Raw genomic sequence first — 16065 nt, forward strand, 5'->3', positions numbered from 1 at the left:
GGGGGGGCAGCGCGCCCCCGGGGGGTGGCCGGGGGGGGGGCGGGGCGGCTGGGCTCTACGTCAGCCGCCCCCACCCGCCTCGCTCCGCGAGGCACCCTCCCCTCAAGGGGGAGGGAGAGCGTTCATTTTCGCCGCGATATCGCGCAGGATTGCCTCGTCGGCCGCCGCACGCGGCTTCCGCGACGCGACGAGGCAGGCTTGCGAGCGCAGGATGACGCCGTCGGCCAGCACCTTCAGGTGATTGGCGCGCAGTGTCGAGCCTGACGTGGTGATGTCGACGACGATATCGGCCAATCCCGCCGCCGGCGCGCCTTCGGTGGCGCCCAGACTCTCGACGATGCGATAGACCTGGATGCCGTGCTTTTGCGAAAAGAACTGCTGGGTCAGCCGCCAGTATTTGGTGGCGATCCTGAGCCGCCTGCCGTGGCGCTGGCGGAAATCGGCGGCGACATCGTCGAGATCGGCCATCGTATCGACGTCGAGCCAGATGTCGGGCACCGCCACCACGACGTCGGCATTGCCGAAACCGAGGCGGGCGACGATCTCCGCGCGCGCCTCCCAGTCGGCGAGGCTTTCGCGCAACAGATCCTCGCCGGTGATGCCGAGGTCGACCGAGCCCTGGCCGATCTCGCCTGATATTTCGGACGCCGACAGAAACGCCACCTCGACGCTCTCCACACCTTCGATGCGGGCGCGGTATTTGCGCTCGTCGCCGGGCAGGCTGACGGCAAGCCCGGCCTTGGCCAGTACCTCCAGCGCCTGCTCCTTGAGCCGGCCCTTCGACGGGATCGCCAGCGTGATCATTGCGCCTTCTCCCGCAACGCCTCGATGCGGTCGAGCCAGACGGAAAAGCCGACGCCGGGGATCGGCGTTTTCGCGCCGAGCAGCGTCAGCAAGCGGTCGTAGCGGCCGCCGCCGGCCAGCGGGCGGTCGCTGTTTTGCGCCGCGATCTCGAAGACCAGACCGGTGTAGTAATCGAGCGGACGGCCGAAGGCGGCATCGTAGCGGATTTTTGCCGCGGGCAGGCCAAGAGATTCGATCGCCTTGGCGCGTGCGGAAAAATTGTCCAGCGCCGCACCCAGCGAAAGGCCGGCTTCGGCCGCGAAGGTTTCGAGCGCCAGTGCGGCGCCGTCGAGCGCCACATCGATCGCCAGAAAATCCTTCAGCGCCGAAAACGCCGCTTTCGACAGCCGGACGCTGCGCAGTTCGGCCTTCTCGATCAGACGGCGCGCAATGTCGGCCGGCGAGCGTCCGGCCGACGCCGACAGACCCGCTTGCTCCATGCCGCCGGCGATGTGCGACGAAAGCGCTTCCAGATCGCCGTCGATGACAAGCGCGGCGACCGGGCCGGCGAGCTGGCCGTTGCGCGGCGGGTTGGCAAGGTCGGCAAGCGCTGCCTCCAGCATCGCCGCCGAACCGAAGGCCCGCGCCAGCCGCATGCGCCAACCGCGCGGCAGGCCGAGCGCAGCGAGTACCGCTTCGAATATGGTCTGGTCGCCGAGCGTGATCGCCAGTGCCTGGTCCGGCAGCACCAGCGAAAGCAGCGCATGCGCATCGGCCAGCGAACGCGCATCGGCGGCGGCCGTGTCGCTATCGCCGAGATCCTCGATGCCGGCCTGGAAGAACTCATTGCCGCCCTCGCGGCGCTGGCGAAACACCTCGCCGAGATAGGAATAACGGCGCGGCGTGCCGGCCTGGCTGGCGATGTGGTCGAGGCAGACCGGAATGGTGAACTCGGGCCGCAGGCAAAGTGTGAGGCCGGTCTCGCTTTCGGTGAGGAAAATGCGGCGGCGCAGATCCTCTCCCGCCATGTCGAGGAATGGGTCGGCCGGCTGCAGCACCGCCACCTCGACCGCATGGGTGTTTCGCGCGGCGAAGAGTTTTGTGATGTCTGATGCGATGGCGGGGTAGCGGGAGGTCATGGCAGGCGCCCTTCCCTTCTCCCCCTGTGGGAGAAGGTGGATTGGCGCGAAGCGCCAAGACGGATGAGGGGTGCTGGACGGAGCACCGGCGTTGAGTTTCTTCCAACACCCCTCATCCGACCGAGCTTCGCTCGGCCACCTTCTCCCACAAGGGGAGAAGGGAAGACTGGCGTCCTACTTGCCACGCGCCCGCTCCTCGGCCTGCGCCGCAAGTATCTTCCTGACCTCGGCGACCAGCTCGCTTTCCGCCGCCGTCACCTGCGCCGGCCGTGCCGCGCGCCATTCGGCGTTGTCGGCGATTTCAGCCGACATGCGGGCGCCTTCGATCAGATCCTTGATCTGCACCTCGCCTTTGGCGCGCTCGTCGCCGCCCTGGATGATGGCGACCGGGCTGCCGCGGCGGTCGGCATATTTGAGCTGCGCCTTCATGCCGGCGCCGCCGAGATACATTTCGGAGCGGATGCCGGCGGCACGCAGCCCGGCCACCATCTTCTGGTAGCGGCCGAGGCTGTCCGTATCCTTGTCCATGGTGAGCACGACGACCGGTGCGATCACATCTGACGTATCGAGCTTGCCGAGGTTCTTCAGCGCCGTCATCAGGCGTGAGACGCCGATGGAAAAGCCGGTCGCCGGCACCGGCTCGCCGCGGAAGCGCGAGACAAGGCCGTCATAACGGCCACCACCGCCGACCGAACCGAAGCGCACGATTTTTCCCTCTTCATTGGGGATCTCGGCCAGGAGCTCGGCTTCGTAGACCGGACCGGTGTAATATTCGAGGCCACGAACGACCGAGGGATCGATGCGGATGCGGTCCGGACCATAGCCGGCAGCCAGGACAAGCGCTTCAATCTCTTTGAGTTCAGCAAATCCTGCTTCGGCGGTGTGGTTGGCCTCTAGTGCCCTGTTCCATTTTCCTACATCGTTTTTGAGCCTAGCCTCAACGTGTTGGTTGTGAAGAACGACGGCGACAACGAACGCTGCTTGGACTTCGTCTAGCCCAGCCCCCTTTGTGAAATCCCCCTCGCCCTCTTTACCGCCGTCCCAACGACCTTTGCCCAGCAAAAGCTTGACGCCTTCCGGTCCAAACTTGTCCAGCTTGTCGATCGCCCTGAGCACCTGCAACCGGCGACCAATATTCTCATTGCCGCCAAGGTTGATCGCCTCGAGCACGCCATCGAGCACCTTGCGGTTGTTGACGCGGATGACGTAGTCGCCGCGTTTGATGCCGAGCGCCTCCATCACGTCGGCCATCATCATCGCCATCTCGGCGTCCGCCGCCACACCCGGCGTGCCCACAGTATCGGCGTCGAACTGCATGAACTGGCGGAAGCGACCGGGGCCGGGCTTCTCGTTGCGGAACACCCAGCCGGAGCGGTAGCTGCGATAGGGTTTCGGCAGGCGCTCGTAATTCTCGGCGACGAAGCGCGCCATCGGCGCCGTCAGGTCGTAACGCAGCGACAGCCACTGGTCGTCGTCGTCCTGGAACGAGAACACGCCCTCGTTCGGCCGGTCCTGGTCGGGCAAAAATTTGCCCAGCGCATCGGTGTATTCGATCAGCGGCTGGTCGACCGGCTCGAAGCCGTACAGCTCATAGACCGAGCGGATCGTCGCCATCATCTTCTCGACGGCGCGGATATCGTCTGCGCCGCGGTCGACAAGCCCGCGCGGCAGCCGCGCTTTCATCTTTTCCGATTTGTCGGCCATGGCATGGGTCTTTTTGCTAAGTAAAAACTGACTTATTTCGAGTGGGCGTGTCCTAACCGATGGGGCTTGGCGCGGCAAGGGTTTGCCGCCCTGCCTTCTCCCCCGTTCGGATGAGGGGTGCTCCAGCTTGGCATCGACCGCGCTCCGTCCAACACCCCTCAACCGTCTCGGCGCTGCGCGCCGATCCACCTTCTCCTACAAGGGGAGAAGGAAAAAGCTGAAACAATTCCGCCATGAGCGCGGCATCGTACCGACACACTCGCAGCCGATAAAGCACGCCGAAACAAGGGGTTCGGGCCATGACCACGGCACGGAAATTCGACATCATCGACAGCGGCGCCCGCGAGCTGCTCCGGCTGCGGCCGGCCGATCATCATGCACCGAGACCTGCAGCCCAAATGGCGGGACCATTCGAGGTTGCCGCAGACAAGCGTACGGGACCGACCATGCGCGATGCGCTGATAACTGGCCTGCTGGTCATCTATCCGGCCTTCGCCACCGTGGCGGCCATCGTCGCCGGGCTCGTTCTCGCGGGCGCCAGCGGCGCTTGAGTTTTTGAGTGCTCCTTTCCTTCTCCCCTTGTGGGAGAAGGCAAGAAGGATGCTACTTCGGCCGCTTGAACGCCTTGCGCTCCGCCTCGACCTGCTCACGGCAGACGCAGCCCTCCAGATGGTCGTTGACCAGCCCCATGGCCTGCATGAAGGCGTAGACGGTGGTCGGGCCGACAAAGCTCCAGCCGCGCTTTTTCAATTCCTTCGAAATCCGCACCGAGACCGCCGTGGTCGGGTTGGCGCGCAGATGGGCGAGATCGACGATTTCGGGCCGTTCGTCCGGGCTGGGTTCGAACTTCCAGAACCAGGCCGCCAGTGAGCCGGCCTCGTCGGCCAATTCACGCGCGCGCTTGGCGTTGTTGATAGTCGAGACGATCTTGCCGCGGTGGCGGATGATGCCGGCATTGCCGAGCAGGCGCTCGACATCCTCGTCGGTAAAGGCGGCGATCTTGTCGACATCGAAGCCGGCGAACGCCTCGCGGAAGTTCTCGCGCTTGCGCAATATGGTCAGCCAGGACAGGCCCGATTGAAAGCCTTCGAGACAGATCTTTTCGAACAGCCTGCGGTCGTCGGTGACCGGCCGGCCCCATTCATGATCGTGGTAGTGCAGATAATCCGGCAGATTGCCGTGCCAGAAGCAGCGCGCGATACCATCGGGGCCGGCGAGCAGGCCTGTCTTCTCATCCATGGCGGAATTCCATTCGTTAATGCGCCTCAGCGCTGCCTTTACCGCGGCTTTACCAGATTCCTGAACCGGCCGGTAACCACACCGAAAGCTTTACTGACAATGGAGCATTTTACGCATTCCGATTCATGTTTCGGTTGCTGCTCCGCGCCCAATGTCCGCGAACCGGGGACGCTTTTGCGCCCGGCGTGTTCGACGATCAAGGTGCGTTCCGATGAAGACATTTTTGTTCCCGCTGCTCGGCGCGGCAGCCGTGCTGGCCACTGCCGCTACATCCTCCAGCGCCAACGACCGCTATGCTGACAGGCCGCCGGTGATGGTGAGCCCCGACCTTTCGGCGCCCTGGGTGCTGCAGCTTGGCCGCGCGCCGGGCATCGTCCGCCAGAACCGGCAAGAGATGCAAAAGCCGCAGCGCCGTTCTCAACGGCAGGCGCAACCGGCTCAGCTGCACACGGCGGCGATGCAGGCGCCGGCCAAGAAGCGCCTGGTGGCGCGCCCGCAGATCAACCCGATCTACCTGCCGCAGGAAGTCGCCTATGACGGTCCGGAGAAGCCGGGCACGATCGTCATCGATACGAGGGAGAATTTTCTCTACCTAGTCGAGAACAACGGCAAGGCGCGGCGCTATGGCGTCGGCACCGGCAAGCCGGGCTTCGAATGGGCCGGCACGCACAAGATCAGCAACAAGCGCGTGTGGCCGGACTGGCGCCCGCCAGCGGTGATGATCGCCCGCGAGGCCGCCAAGGGCCGCTATCTGCCGACCTATCTTGCCGGCGGCATGGAAAACCCGCTCGGCGCGCGCGCGCTTTATCTCGGCTCGACGGAATACCGCATCCACGGCACCAACCAACCCTGGACGATCGGCGGCGCGGTGTCGTCCGGCTGCATTCGCATGCGCAACGAGGACGTCGTCGACCTCTATGAGCGGGTCGATGTTGGCACGACGGTTGTGGTGATGTAATCTGCAGTTGATTTTATCGTCGATTCTGTCCAGAAGACTCTGGATCATCGGATACGGGGGACGGGCCGTGTGGGGATGCGGTCAGTCACGAAAGGGCAGCGCGGTTTGCCGCGCTGCCCTTTTTGTTTCTGGGAAACGATAGGATCAGGCGTGGCGGGATCAGGCTTGGCCGGTACGTCGCGCCAGAGGTATGGCGGTTCGCATTCTCGCTGCCATTCTTCTCGTTATTTTGCTATGTCGGCTGCAACGCTTCCAGACAAAGGCCTATCTCCATGTCCCTGTCCGATGACAGCCGCTATCTCAAAGGCGGCCCGGTCGCCCAACGCATCATCGCTGCCGTGCGCGAGGATGCAGCGGTCGCCACCGCCGAAGGTTTTCCGCCCAACCTGATATCGATTACCGTCGGCGACACAGCTGCAGTCGATGTCTATGTGCGCAACCAGCGCGCCAAGGCGGCATTGGCCGGTATCGGCTTCGAGGAAAGGCGGTTTGCCGCCGACATCACCGCCGGCGAACTCGAAGCGGCGATCCACGGCCTGAATTCCGATCCGCGCGTCACCGGTATCATCATCCAGCGGCCGGTGCCGGCGCATATCCCGATCAAGATCCTTCAGGCGGCGGTGCATCCGCTCAAGGATGTCGAGGGCATGCATCCGGCTTCGATCGGCAACATCGTCTATAACCAGCTCGACCTCGCGCCGTGCACGGCGGCAGCCTCGGTCGAACTGCTCAAGGAGACCGGTCTCGATCTGAAGGGGCTCGAGGTCGTCATCGTCGGTCACTCCGAGATCGTCGGCAAGCCGATCGCCTTCCTGCTGATGAGCGAGGGCGCGACGGTGACGGTCTGCCATCACATGACGCGCTCGGTGGCAGCGCATGCGCGCCGCGCCGACGCGCTGTTCGTCGCCGTCGGCAGGCCGCGGCTGATCAAGGCCGACATGGTCAAGCCTGGTGCAGCCGTCATCGACATCGGCATCAATGCCGAGACAGGACCGGACGGGGAGAGCCGCATCGTCGGCGACGTCGACGCCGAGAGCGTCAAGGAGGTGGCGTCATGGATCACGCCGGTGCCAGGCGGCGTCGGCCCCATCACAGTGGCGATCCTTTTGCGCAACACGATGGTAGCGCTCAGCCGGCAACGCGCGCGCTACCAGGCGACCTACGGGACGGCGGAGAGGCTCGCGGCGGAGTAGCTGGTGGCGTCACGTGTATTGCGGCAGATGGCATGTGATCCGGCTATCCTCATCCCAAAAGACGTAAAGCATCCCACCGCTGCCCCAGCACAAGCCGGCGAGTGAATCGAACTGAAGAAGAAATTTCATTTTCCGGTCCGTTCCGGGAACGACTGGAAACTGGGGCCCCTGAATCCATGAGGGCAGCCCGCCAAGCCGAAACAGGTTTTGCCTTGAATTGCTTATCCCGTACGACTGCCTGAGCCATCGCTGCGGCGTCGGCGCCAGACGGGCGATGCTCTCCTTGGTCGCTCGTTCGGAAGCGAAGTCATCGGAGGAATGGAACGGCGCGATCGGTGTCGGCACCCCGGCGGCGTTATGGGAATAGTAGGTCGGCTCGAGAGACCCCTCGCAAGTTTCAAGGCGGAGCCGAGGAAATGCGCCTCTTTGCCCTCCAAGATCGTTCAAGGTGACGAGATGCACCAGCCTGTTGCCGCAAGCCGGACAGGTGGCCATCCCCTCGCCGCCAACCGCAAATTACGGTCCTGCCTCCGGCAGGTGCCAGGTGGGATGGTTGCGATGCGTCGGAAACGACATGTCGCTCGGAGCGCCCTCCTCAAAGATGAAGTGATGGCACGCGGGCGGCGAATGAGGATCATCATGCGTCAGCCAGTCTGCGAAATCGGGAATGTCGCCCAAGGTGCTGGCTGGCAACAATTCCGGCGCCTGCAAGGCGACGTGAGCAACCAGATCCTCGACGTCTATTTCGCGTTTCACTTTTCCTTGCAGAAAAAATGCCAGACGGGCCAAATGCGTGTCGTCGAGAAACGAAATCACGTCGTCAATCAGATTGGTCTGGTGAACGTCGGCTTCGACTGCTGCCTTTATCAGCTCAAATAGGAATTCGGACCCGTCCTTGAGATGCAGAGCGATGATTGTCTGGCATTCGCTATAGCGGGCCTGGATCGTCGTGCGCGACCCGTCCGATAGCAACCGAACGATGGTTTCAATCTCTTCGGACTCTGAATCGAGCACTTCTGCATTCTCATTAGTAGGTGGGCCGCAATCAACTCATTCTTGGTGGTTCGCCACCATAGGCCCAGTCGAGCAGTTTTATCGTGTGCACCACCGGCAGCTTCGCAGCCGAGGCGATCTGGGTGATGCAGCCGATGTTGCCGGTGGCGACGATTTCTGCACCCGTCGCCTCGATATTCCTGACCTTGCGGTCACGCAGCTGAGCCGAAATCTCGGATTGCAGGATGTTGTAGGTGCCGGCCGAGCCGCAGCACAAATGCCCCTCGCGCGGTTCGCGCACGATGAAGCCGGCTTTGGCCAGAAGCTCCTTCGGCTGGCGGGTGATTTTTTGGCCGTGCTGCATCGAGCAGGCGGAGTGATAGGCGACGATCGTGCCGGGCTTGCGCACCGGCTCGGGCAGGTCGAGGCTCACGAGATATTCGGTGATGTCCTTGGCCAGCGCCGACACCCGCGCCGCCTTTTCGGCATAGGCCGGATCGAGGCGCAGCATGAAGCCGTAGTCCTTGATCGTGGTGCCGCAGCCGGACGCGGTGATGACGATGGCATCCAGCCCGCCCTGGTCGATCGCGCGTGTCCAGGCGTCGACATTGCGCCTGGCCGAGGCAAGGGCTGCCTCCTCGCGCCCCATGTGATGGACCAGCGCGCCGCAGCAGCCCTCGCCCTCAGGAACCACGACATCGACGCCGAGCCGCGTCAGCAGCGCGATCGTCGTGTCGTTGATGGCGGGATCCAGCACGGATTGTGCGCAGCCGGTGAGAATGGCGACGCGGCCGTTTTTTGTTGCGCCCTGCCCGGCATGGATGCCCGGCGAAGCCATTGGCGAGGCCGCGGGAATCGACGCCGGGGCGAGCTTGAGCATCGCGCCCAGCGGCATCAGCGCCTGGATCTTTTCGAACAGACCGGCGAATGGCTGCGCGAGCCTCGCCAGCTTGAGCGCAGCGCGAAAGCGCGAGGGATAAGGCAGGACCAAGGCCAGCATGGCGCGCGTCAGCCGATCGGGCAGCGGGCGCTTGTACGTCTCCTCGATATGGGCGCGGGCATGGTCGACCAGATGCATGTAGTTGACGCCTGACGGGCAGGTTGTCATGCAGGCGAGGCAGGACAGGCAGCGGTCGATATGGGTGACGATCTCCTTATCGGCGGGGCGGCCGTTCTCCAGCATATCCTTGATCAGGTAGATCCGCCCGCGCGGCGAATCCAGCTCGTTGCCAAGCGTCACATAGGTCGGACAGGTGGCCGTGCAGAAGCCGCAATGCACGCATTTGCGCAGGATCTTTTCCGATTCCGCGACATGCGGATCGGCAAGCTGGGCAGCTGAGAAATTGGTCTGCACGCAAAAAGTCCTTACCGTTTGAGCATGATCTTTTCCGAAAACCGGTTCCCACTTTTCGGGATCATGCTCTACAATCCGAGGAACCAACTTTCCGGGTCTTTGACCGCCTCGCCACGCTGCAGCGCCTGCAGGCCGAGAATGCAGCGGGCGATGAACCAGACGACGACGGCGAAAATCAGCACGACGCCTATCGCCACCATCATCAGCACAACCGAAATCAGGGCATAAAGCAGGCCGATCCAGAAGGTGCGGATCAGGAATGTGTAGTGGCTCTCGACGAAGCCGCCAGCCTTGCCGCGGTTGATATAGGTCAGAACGATGCCGACAATACCGGTGACGCCGATGACGAGGCTGGCGAGATAAAGGATGTAGATGACCAGTGCGTTGGTCGAACCCGGCTCCAGCCAGCGGTCGGTCTGGCGCGGTGCGGGCTTTTTTGAATCAGCCGGGCCTGAATCAGCCGGGCCTGGATTGATGTCGCTCATGATGCTGCTCCCTCGGTTGCCGGGCCAAGAGTAGCAGAGCTTGCCGCCGCCGCCATACGGCCGGGATTGAGGATATTCTTGGGATCGAATTCGGCTTTGAGCCTGGCCGACAACGCTGCCAGTTGCGGCGCCTGCGGCTCGAACACCGGCACAGCGGCGCGATGCGAAGGGGCGGCGCGCACCAGCGTCGCATGGCCGCCGCCATACTGCCTCAGCAGTCCGCGCAGAAGATCGGCTTCGGGATCGCCATGCTCCATGCGCAGCCAGATCAGTCCGCCCTGCCAGTCATAAAAGGCATCGACGGCCGCCTGCATGCGCAGCGCCAGCACCATCTGGTGGCCTTGCGCCGGCGCCATCGACACGCGCCACACCGGCTTTTCGCTGCCGTCGGCAAACGGCGCACAATCGCGGATATCGAGCCAGACGGAGCGCGAGATCTCGCCCGAAATTTCCTTGAACGGCCCGGCTTTTCCGAGCAGGTCTTTCAGCGCGGCGATGCGGTAGGCAACAGACGGACCGAAGCCCTCGATGCGCAGCAATGTCGCCGCGGCGCTGCCGAGACTGCCGCCGGCGACCCGTGCGGCAACGCGTTCGGGAAGATGGGCAGCGCTCGACACTTCGGCGCTGGAGCCGAGCGCCAGCGCCATGGCGGCAGCGGCATGATCGTCGAGCAGGCCGCGCAAAGCGAGCGTGACTTCGGTCTCGGCTGATGGCAGCACCTTGAAGGTGACGTCGGTGAGGACGGCAAGCGTGCCCCAGCTGTTGGCCATGAGCTTGGAGAGGTCGTAGCCGGTGACGTTCTTGACCACGCGACCGCCCGACTTGAACGCCTCGCCCCGACCCGAAACCGCTGCTATGCCGAGAATATGGTCGCGCGCCGCCCCGGCCTTCAGCCGGCGCGGGCCGCAAAGGTTCGCGGCCAGCACGCCGCCGATCGTGCCGCTCTTGCCCCCTTGGCCGAGTTCGCCGCCGAGCAGCGGGCCATAATCCAGCGGCTCGAAGGCGAGCTGCTGGCCGTTTTCGGCGAGCAGTGTTTCGATCTCTGCGAGCGGCGTGCCGGCTTTCGCCGACAGCACCAGTTCGGCCGGTTCGTAGAGCGTGACACCGGAAAGTTTCGACAGGTCGAGCGTGTGTTCGGTCTGCAGCGGACGGCCGATGCCGCGCTTGGAGCCATGGCCAAGAATTTCGAGCGGCGATTCTTCCGCGGCAGCCCAGGCGACGGTGGCGAGGGTTTCGGCGGTGCTGGAGGGGGTGAAGGTGGTCATGGTGAACCTGGGCGCGCATCGACCGCAGACCCCCTCTCCGTCTCGGGCTTCGCCCGAGCCACCTCTCCCCCGCTTAGCGGGGGAGAGGAACCCTTATCCCGGAACGACATTGTCTGAAAATCTTGGGTTCCTCGCCCCCACAGAGTGGGGGAGAGGTGGTTTGCGAAGCAAACCGGAGAGGGGGCAATCATAGGGCGTCACCCCCAATCTTCTTGGCCGCAAAAACGAACCTCAGGTCAGGGGCAGACACGTCTTTAGCCAATCGCCCTTCCAGTGCCGCGAGAATGGTCTCGCAGACGCTCCTCGGTTTTTTCAGAACGTCGAAGTTCCAGAATCGTATCACCGAGAACCCTTCACCGCGCATGAATTCATCGCGCCGTCGATCGTAGGAACTGTCGGCATGCTGACTTCCGTCCAACTCCACGACCAGCCGTTCGCTCCGGCACGTAAAGTCTGCGAAATACGGTCCAATCGGCATCTGGCGTACGAATTTGTACCCGCCTAGCCTTTTGGCCTTCAGTTCGTTCCAGAGGGTCGCTTCCGCCTGATTATCGCCGCGCCGAAGTGCGCGGGCGCGGGCGATTTTTTCCGGTGAACGCCGGCTAGGCGCATCGGTCGCCCCCCTCTCCGTCTCGGGCTTCGCCCGAGCCACCTCTCCCCCGCTTTGCGGGGGCGAGGAACCGCCATTCCGCGACGCTACCATCAAAACCTCGGAATGTCCGGAAACGCCGTCTGGCCGCGATGCACGTGCATGCGTCCGAGCTCGGCGCAGCGCCGCAGCTGCGGAAACACCTTGCCCGGATTGAGCAGATGGTTGGGGTCGAAAGCGCATTTGACCCGCATCTGCTGGTCGAGGTCGATCTGGTTGAACATTTCCGGCATCAGGTCACGCTTCTCCACCCCCACGCCGTGCTCGCCGGTCAGCACGCCGCCGACCTTGACGCAGAGCCGCAAAATGTCGGCGCCGAAACTTTCCGCCTTGTCGAGCTCGCCCGGCACATTGGCGTCATAGAGGATGAGCGGATGCAGATTGCCGTCGCCGGCATGGAAAACATTGGCGACGCCGAGCCCGTATTTTTCGGAGAGTTCGCGCATGCCGTGCAGCACCCGCGGCAGTTCCTTGCGCGGGATGGTGCCGTCCATGCAGTAATAGTCTGGCGAAATGCGGCCGACCGCCGGAAAGGCAGCCTTGCGGCCGGCCCAGAAGCTCAGCCGCTCCTGCTCCGATTGCGAGATGCGGCATGTGGTCGAGCCGTTCCTATAGGCGATCGCCTCAACCAGGCCGATCAAATGATCGACCTCGACGCCCGGCCCGTCGAGTTCGACGATCAGCAGCGCCTCGACATCCATGGGATAGCCGACATGGACGAAATCCTCGGCCGCGTGGATCGCCGGGCGGTCCATCATCTCCATGCCGCCCGGGATGATGCCGGCGCCGATGATGTCGGCGACGCATTGGCCGCCCTGCTCGCTGGTCGGGAAGCCGATCAGCAGCGCGCGCGCCGTCTCCGGCTTCTTCAGTATGCGCACGGTGACCTCGGTGACGACGCCGAGCAGCCCTTCGGAACCGGTCATCACCCCGAGCAGGTCGTAGCCTTCCGCATCGAGATGCTTGCCGCCGAGCCGCACCACCTCGCCGTTCATCAGCACCATCTCGATGCCGAGCACATTATTGGCGGTGAGGCCGTATTTCAGGCAATGCACGCCGCCGGAATTCTCCGCGACATTGCCGCCGATCGAGCAGGCGATCTGGGAGGATGGATCGGGGGCGTAATAAAAGCCCTCCTGCTCGACGGCGGTGGTGATGCCGAGATTGGTGACGCCCGGCTGGGCGACGACGATGCGGTTGGGAAAATCGATCTCGAGAATGCGGTTGAACCTGCTCATCACCAGCAGCACGGCGTCTTCCAGCGGCAGCGCGCCGCCGGACAGAGAGGTGCCGGAACCGCGCGGCACAACGCGGATGTTGCGGTCGTTGCAATATTTCAGCACGCGCGAGACCTGCGCCACCGTTTCGGGCAGCACCACGACCAGCGGCAATTGCCGATAGGCGGTGAGGCCGTCGCTCTCGAAGGCGCGCATCGAATTGGTCGCGTCGACGACGCCCTCGCCGGGCACGATAATGCGCATATCGGCGACGATCTCGTCGCGCCGGCGCATCGTGGCGTCGTCTGGCTTCGGCATCAGCAGGCCGGACATCAACAGTCTCCTTCGATCGACTGGTAAAAATCTTTTACCAGCGGCAGGCGCCTGTTGCAAATCCTGCTTTGGCCGAAATCGGAGCCGACACCTGCACCGCCTTCCGCGGCGACAATCTGCCGCTGCAGTTTTACCCTCTCCCTTGTTTGGACCGGGACATCGCGAACAGGTGTGCGAGGACATCGCGAACAGTTTGGCGCGCTTTGCGCCGGGAGGTTCGAGATGCCATTCGAGGACACGAGCGCGATGTCCCGGTCCAATCACCCCCCTTGTGGGGAGGGTCGCGAACGAAGTGAGCGGGTGGGGGTCGGCGAGAGGGACGCGCTTTATGAGCATCCCCACCCCGTTTCGCAAACTTCGCTTCGCTCAGCTTGCTCGCCGACCCTCCCCACAAGGGGGAGGGTAAGGCTTTTACTCCGCTGCCTGCTTGGCGGGTTCGGAGTGCAGGCGGCGCACACGGCGCACGCCCCACCAGACCAGCAGGATGGCGAGCGGCACCGAGGCGGCGGTGACGACCTCGGGCGCGAAGGCATGGCCGAAGATCGAGGCACCCTTGGCGACGTAGCCGATCAGGCCGACGACATAATAGGAGACGGCGGCGACCGAGAGCCCTTCCACCGTCTGCTGCAGCCGCAATTGCAGGCGGGCGCGATTGTTCATCGACGCCAGCAGATCGCGGTTCTGCTTCTCGACCTCGACGTCGACCCAGGTGCGCAGCAGCGTGGTGGCGCGGGTGAGCTTCGTCGACAGATTGGCCTGACGCTCCTCGACCGAACGGCAGGTGCGCATGGCTGGGGCGACGCGGCGCTGCAGGAATCCGCCCCAGGTGTCGTAGCCGGGCACCGCCTCTTCTTCCAGCGCCTCCAGCCGTTCGCGGACGATGCCGTCATAGGCGCGGCTGGCGCCGAAGCGATAGAGGCTGGAGGCTGCATCGGCCTCCAGTTCGGCGGCAAGCTCGGTCAGGTCGGCAAGCAGCGTCTGGTTGTCGCGGGTTTCGGCGACTTTCATTTCCAGTGTGGTCTGTGCCAGCCTGTCCTCAATGCGGCGCGCGCGACCGGACAGCATCAGCGCCAGCGGCAGGCCAAGCATGGCCAGCGTGCGGTAGGTTTCGATATCGATCAGCCGTTGCGCCAGCGCGCCGGTGCGTGCCGGCGTCAGGCCGCGGTCGAGCACCAGCATGCGGGTCATGCCGTCACCGTCCTGGCGGAAATCGGTGACGATGGCGGCGTTGCCGCGCTCGACCAGCGAATAGCACAGGCTGGTCGGGTCGAAGCCGGCGATCAGCCTTTCGCTCGCCTGCGTCCATTTGCGGATTTCGAGCCTGATGCCGGAAATCACCGTTCCCGGCGGCGAAAACCCGTTGCCGAAAGGCGAACCTTCCTGGCGCTGGCCGCTCTCCGAGAGCGGTCCTTCCCACAGATAGGTGGAGAATTCCGTGTGCCGTTCCCAGCGCAGCGAGCCCTTGCCCCACTTCATCGCGTGGTGGCGGGCATGAGGGTCAGGCACGGCGATGCCGAGGCGCCGCGACAATTCGGAAAGCACGGCTTGGTCGACGCCGGACCCAGCTTCGGTCATGAACGAAAGCTGCACCAGCACGCGCGGTTTCTCGACCAGCGGATGCGGACGGGCGTGAACCTCGCCGAGCGCGCCAGGCCGTCCCTCATGCGCGGGAAAGCCCATGACGCTGCCCTCGACGCGCGGCTGAAATTCGAGATTGGACGGGTCATCTGCCACGGCTGGTCCCCCGGGCTCGGTGCACTCGCGTCCCTCTAGAGCCAATTGCCGGGGGACGCAAACGACAAGTTAGCCGAAAGCGATATGCCTCGACGGGGCTGGACCCGGCCAAGCGGGCGAATTGGATAAATAATTTGACCAGTTGCTGACGCTGGCTTTATCTTGCGCGTCACCGGTTCAATCCCCAGGCATCCCCGTTGAGCGACATTTTCTCCAGGATCGAGCATTCCCGCACCGCCGACGAGGTGGTGCAGCAGATCGAGAGTCTGATCCTCGAAGGCGTTCTGCGCACCGGCGACAGGCTGCCGGGAGAACGCGAGCTGGCGCGCCGGTTCGAGGTGTCGCGGCCGATCCTGCGCGATGCGCTGAAGGCGCTGGAGGGGCGCGGGCTTTTGACCACGCGGCCAGGCGGCGGCACCCATGTCGCCGACGTCATCGGCCAATTGTTCACCAAGCCGGTGACGGACCTGATATCCATGCACCGCAAGGCGGCGACCGACTATCTGGAATACCGCCGCGAGATCGAGGCGGTGGCGGCCGAGTATGCGGCGCGGCGCGTCACATCAGACGACCTGGCGCTGCTCGACCGCATCATGGCGCGCATGGACGAGGCGCACCGGACCGGCAATTTCGACGACGAGGCGGAAGTCGACGTCGAGTTCCACCACGCGATCTGCGAATGCGCGCACAACATCATCCTGTTGCACACGCTGCGCTCGTGCTACCGGCTGCTGTCGGAGGGCGTCTTCCAGAACCGGCTCCTGGTGTTCAACGTGCCGGGCGCGCGCGAAGCGCTGCTCTCGCAGCACCGGGCGATCTACGCGGCGGTGAAGGCCGGCGATCCGGCGGCCGCGCGGCAAGCGGCGATGGACCACATCACCCATGTCGAACGCACCATGGCCGAGGCCGAGCGCAGCGGCGACTGGCAACGTGTGTCGCGGCTGAGGCTGATGCAGCGCTCCGAAGCCGCCGACAGCGAGCCGGCAAGAAAACGCTCGTGAGAGCCGGCTAAGAATTAC

The 16065-nt window shown here is 64.2% G+C and carries 15 protein-coding genes; 4 read left to right on the forward strand and 11 right to left on the reverse strand.

All coding sequences use genetic code 11. The features are described from left to right. Positions 1-102: 102 nt before the first annotated feature. From hisG to hisS, 3 genes are all read right to left on the reverse strand, one after another. Positions 103-804 (reverse strand): ATP phosphoribosyltransferase, encoded by a 702-nt coding sequence (hisG, locus tag AC0L14_RS23910; protein ID WP_473750914.1) that lies wholly within the window; start codon positions 802-804, stop codon positions 103-105. Continuing rightward, the gene (locus AC0L14_RS23915) at positions 801-1922 is read right to left on the reverse strand and encodes an ATP phosphoribosyltransferase regulatory subunit (RefSeq protein WP_473750915.1); all 1122 of its coding nucleotides are present in this window, start codon (positions 1920-1922) and stop codon (positions 801-803) included. Before AC0L14_RS23915 ends, hisG begins: the two co-directional genes overlap by 4 nt. Before the next feature lie 174 nt (positions 1923-2096). After that, positions 2097-3626, reverse strand: a complete 1530-nt coding sequence (gene hisS, locus AC0L14_RS23920) for a histidine--tRNA ligase (protein WP_473750917.1) — start codon at positions 3624-3626, stop codon at positions 2097-2099. Positions 3627-3925: 299 nt separating this feature from the next. Here hisS and AC0L14_RS23925 point away from each other — a divergent pair, with 299 nt between their 5' ends. After that, on the forward strand, positions 3926-4177 hold the full coding sequence (locus AC0L14_RS23925) for a hypothetical protein (RefSeq protein WP_473528091.1): 252 nt from the start codon (positions 3926-3928) through the stop codon (positions 4175-4177). 52 nt (positions 4178-4229) lie between these two features. Here AC0L14_RS23925 and AC0L14_RS23930 read toward each other — a convergent pair whose 3' ends face one another. Next, on the reverse strand, positions 4230-4865 hold the full coding sequence (locus tag AC0L14_RS23930) for a DNA-3-methyladenine glycosylase I (RefSeq protein ID WP_473528092.1): 636 nt from the start codon (positions 4863-4865) through the stop codon (positions 4230-4232). 211 nt (positions 4866-5076) lie between these two features. On the opposite strand from AC0L14_RS23930, the gene AC0L14_RS23935 reads away from it, so the two are divergent. Together AC0L14_RS23935 and AC0L14_RS23940 are read left to right on the forward strand one after the other, a co-directional pair. Next, positions 5077-5823 carry a L,D-transpeptidase gene (locus tag AC0L14_RS23935; protein WP_473487137.1) on the forward strand — a complete coding sequence of 249 codons (747 nt, stop codon included), beginning with the start codon at positions 5077-5079 and terminating at the stop codon, positions 5821-5823. A 272-nt stretch (positions 5824-6095) separates the two neighbouring features. Further along, a complete protein-coding gene (locus AC0L14_RS23940) occupies positions 6096-7016 on the forward strand; it encodes a bifunctional 5,10-methylenetetrahydrofolate dehydrogenase/5,10-methenyltetrahydrofolate cyclohydrolase (RefSeq protein WP_473528093.1) in 921 nt (306 codons plus the stop codon). Between the two features lie 516 nt (positions 7017-7532). On the opposite strand, the gene AC0L14_RS23945 is transcribed toward AC0L14_RS23940, so the two are convergent. From AC0L14_RS23945 to AC0L14_RS23975, 7 genes are all read right to left on the reverse strand, one after another. Then, positions 7533-8030, reverse strand: coding sequence for a hypothetical protein (locus AC0L14_RS23945; protein WP_473528094.1), 498 nt, complete (start codon positions 8028-8030; stop codon positions 7533-7535). Positions 8031-8061: 31 nt separating this feature from the next. After that, positions 8062-9363 (reverse strand): glycolate oxidase subunit GlcF, encoded by a 1302-nt coding sequence (glcF, locus tag AC0L14_RS23950; RefSeq protein ID WP_473487140.1) that lies wholly within the window; start codon positions 9361-9363, stop codon positions 8062-8064. Between the two features lie 68 nt (positions 9364-9431). Then, a complete protein-coding gene (locus AC0L14_RS23955) occupies positions 9432-9848 on the reverse strand; it encodes a DUF4870 family protein (RefSeq protein WP_473487141.1) in 417 nt (138 codons plus the stop codon). After that, complete coding sequence (locus tag AC0L14_RS23960; RefSeq protein WP_473750920.1) at positions 9845-11113, reverse strand: FAD-binding protein; 1269 nt, start codon at positions 11111-11113, stop codon at positions 9845-9847. Before AC0L14_RS23960 ends, AC0L14_RS23955 begins: the two co-directional genes overlap by 4 nt. A gap of 187 nt (positions 11114-11300) precedes the next feature. Next, positions 11301-11765, reverse strand: a complete 465-nt coding sequence (locus AC0L14_RS23965; RefSeq protein WP_473750921.1) for an endonuclease domain-containing protein — start codon at positions 11763-11765, stop codon at positions 11301-11303. A gap of 50 nt (positions 11766-11815) precedes the next feature. Further along, complete coding sequence (locus AC0L14_RS23970) at positions 11816-13312, reverse strand: FAD-linked oxidase C-terminal domain-containing protein (protein ID WP_473639045.1); 1497 nt, start codon at positions 13310-13312, stop codon at positions 11816-11818. A gap of 411 nt (positions 13313-13723) precedes the next feature. Then, a complete protein-coding gene (locus tag AC0L14_RS23975) occupies positions 13724-15046 on the reverse strand; it encodes a DUF3422 family protein (RefSeq protein ID WP_473528098.1) in 1323 nt (440 codons plus the stop codon). 197 nt (positions 15047-15243) lie between these two features. Here AC0L14_RS23975 and AC0L14_RS23980 point away from each other — a divergent pair, with 197 nt between their 5' ends. Next, the gene (locus AC0L14_RS23980) at positions 15244-16047 is read left to right on the forward strand and encodes a FadR/GntR family transcriptional regulator (RefSeq protein ID WP_473487145.1); all 804 of its coding nucleotides are present in this window, start codon (positions 15244-15246) and stop codon (positions 16045-16047) included. The last annotated feature ends 18 nt before the right edge of the window (positions 16048-16065 follow it).

The organism is Mesorhizobium sp. WSM4841, from assembly GCF_055811515.1.

What these genes read in the sequence shown, in the direction of transcription:
- hisG (WP_473750914.1), bottom strand. Translation starts at nt 804, where the DNA reads ATGATCACGCTGGCGATCCCGTCGAAGGGCCGGCTCAAGGAGCAGGCG.
- AC0L14_RS23915 (WP_473750915.1), bottom strand. Translation starts at nt 1,922, where the DNA reads ATGACCTCCCGCTACCCCGCCATCGCATCAGACATCACAAAACTCTTC.
- hisS (WP_473750917.1), bottom strand. Translation starts at nt 3,626, where the DNA reads ATGGCCGACAAATCGGAAAAGATGAAAGCGCGGCTGCCGCGCGGGCTT.
- AC0L14_RS23925 (WP_473528091.1), top strand. Translation starts at nt 3,926, where the DNA reads ATGACCACGGCACGGAAATTCGACATCATCGACAGCGGCGCCCGCGAG.
- AC0L14_RS23930 (WP_473528092.1), bottom strand. Translation starts at nt 4,865, where the DNA reads ATGGATGAGAAGACAGGCCTGCTCGCCGGCCCCGATGGTATCGCGCGC.
- AC0L14_RS23935 (WP_473487137.1), top strand. Translation starts at nt 5,077, where the DNA reads ATGAAGACATTTTTGTTCCCGCTGCTCGGCGCGGCAGCCGTGCTGGCC.
- AC0L14_RS23940 (WP_473528093.1), top strand. Translation starts at nt 6,096, where the DNA reads ATGTCCCTGTCCGATGACAGCCGCTATCTCAAAGGCGGCCCGGTCGCC.
- AC0L14_RS23955 (WP_473487141.1), bottom strand. Translation starts at nt 9,848, where the DNA reads ATGAGCGACATCAATCCAGGCCCGGCTGATTCAGGCCCGGCTGATTCA.
- AC0L14_RS23960 (WP_473750920.1), bottom strand. Translation starts at nt 11,113, where the DNA reads ATGACCACCTTCACCCCCTCCAGCACCGCCGAAACCCTCGCCACCGTC.
- AC0L14_RS23970 (WP_473639045.1), bottom strand. Translation starts at nt 13,312, where the DNA reads ATGTCCGGCCTGCTGATGCCGAAGCCAGACGACGCCACGATGCGCCGG.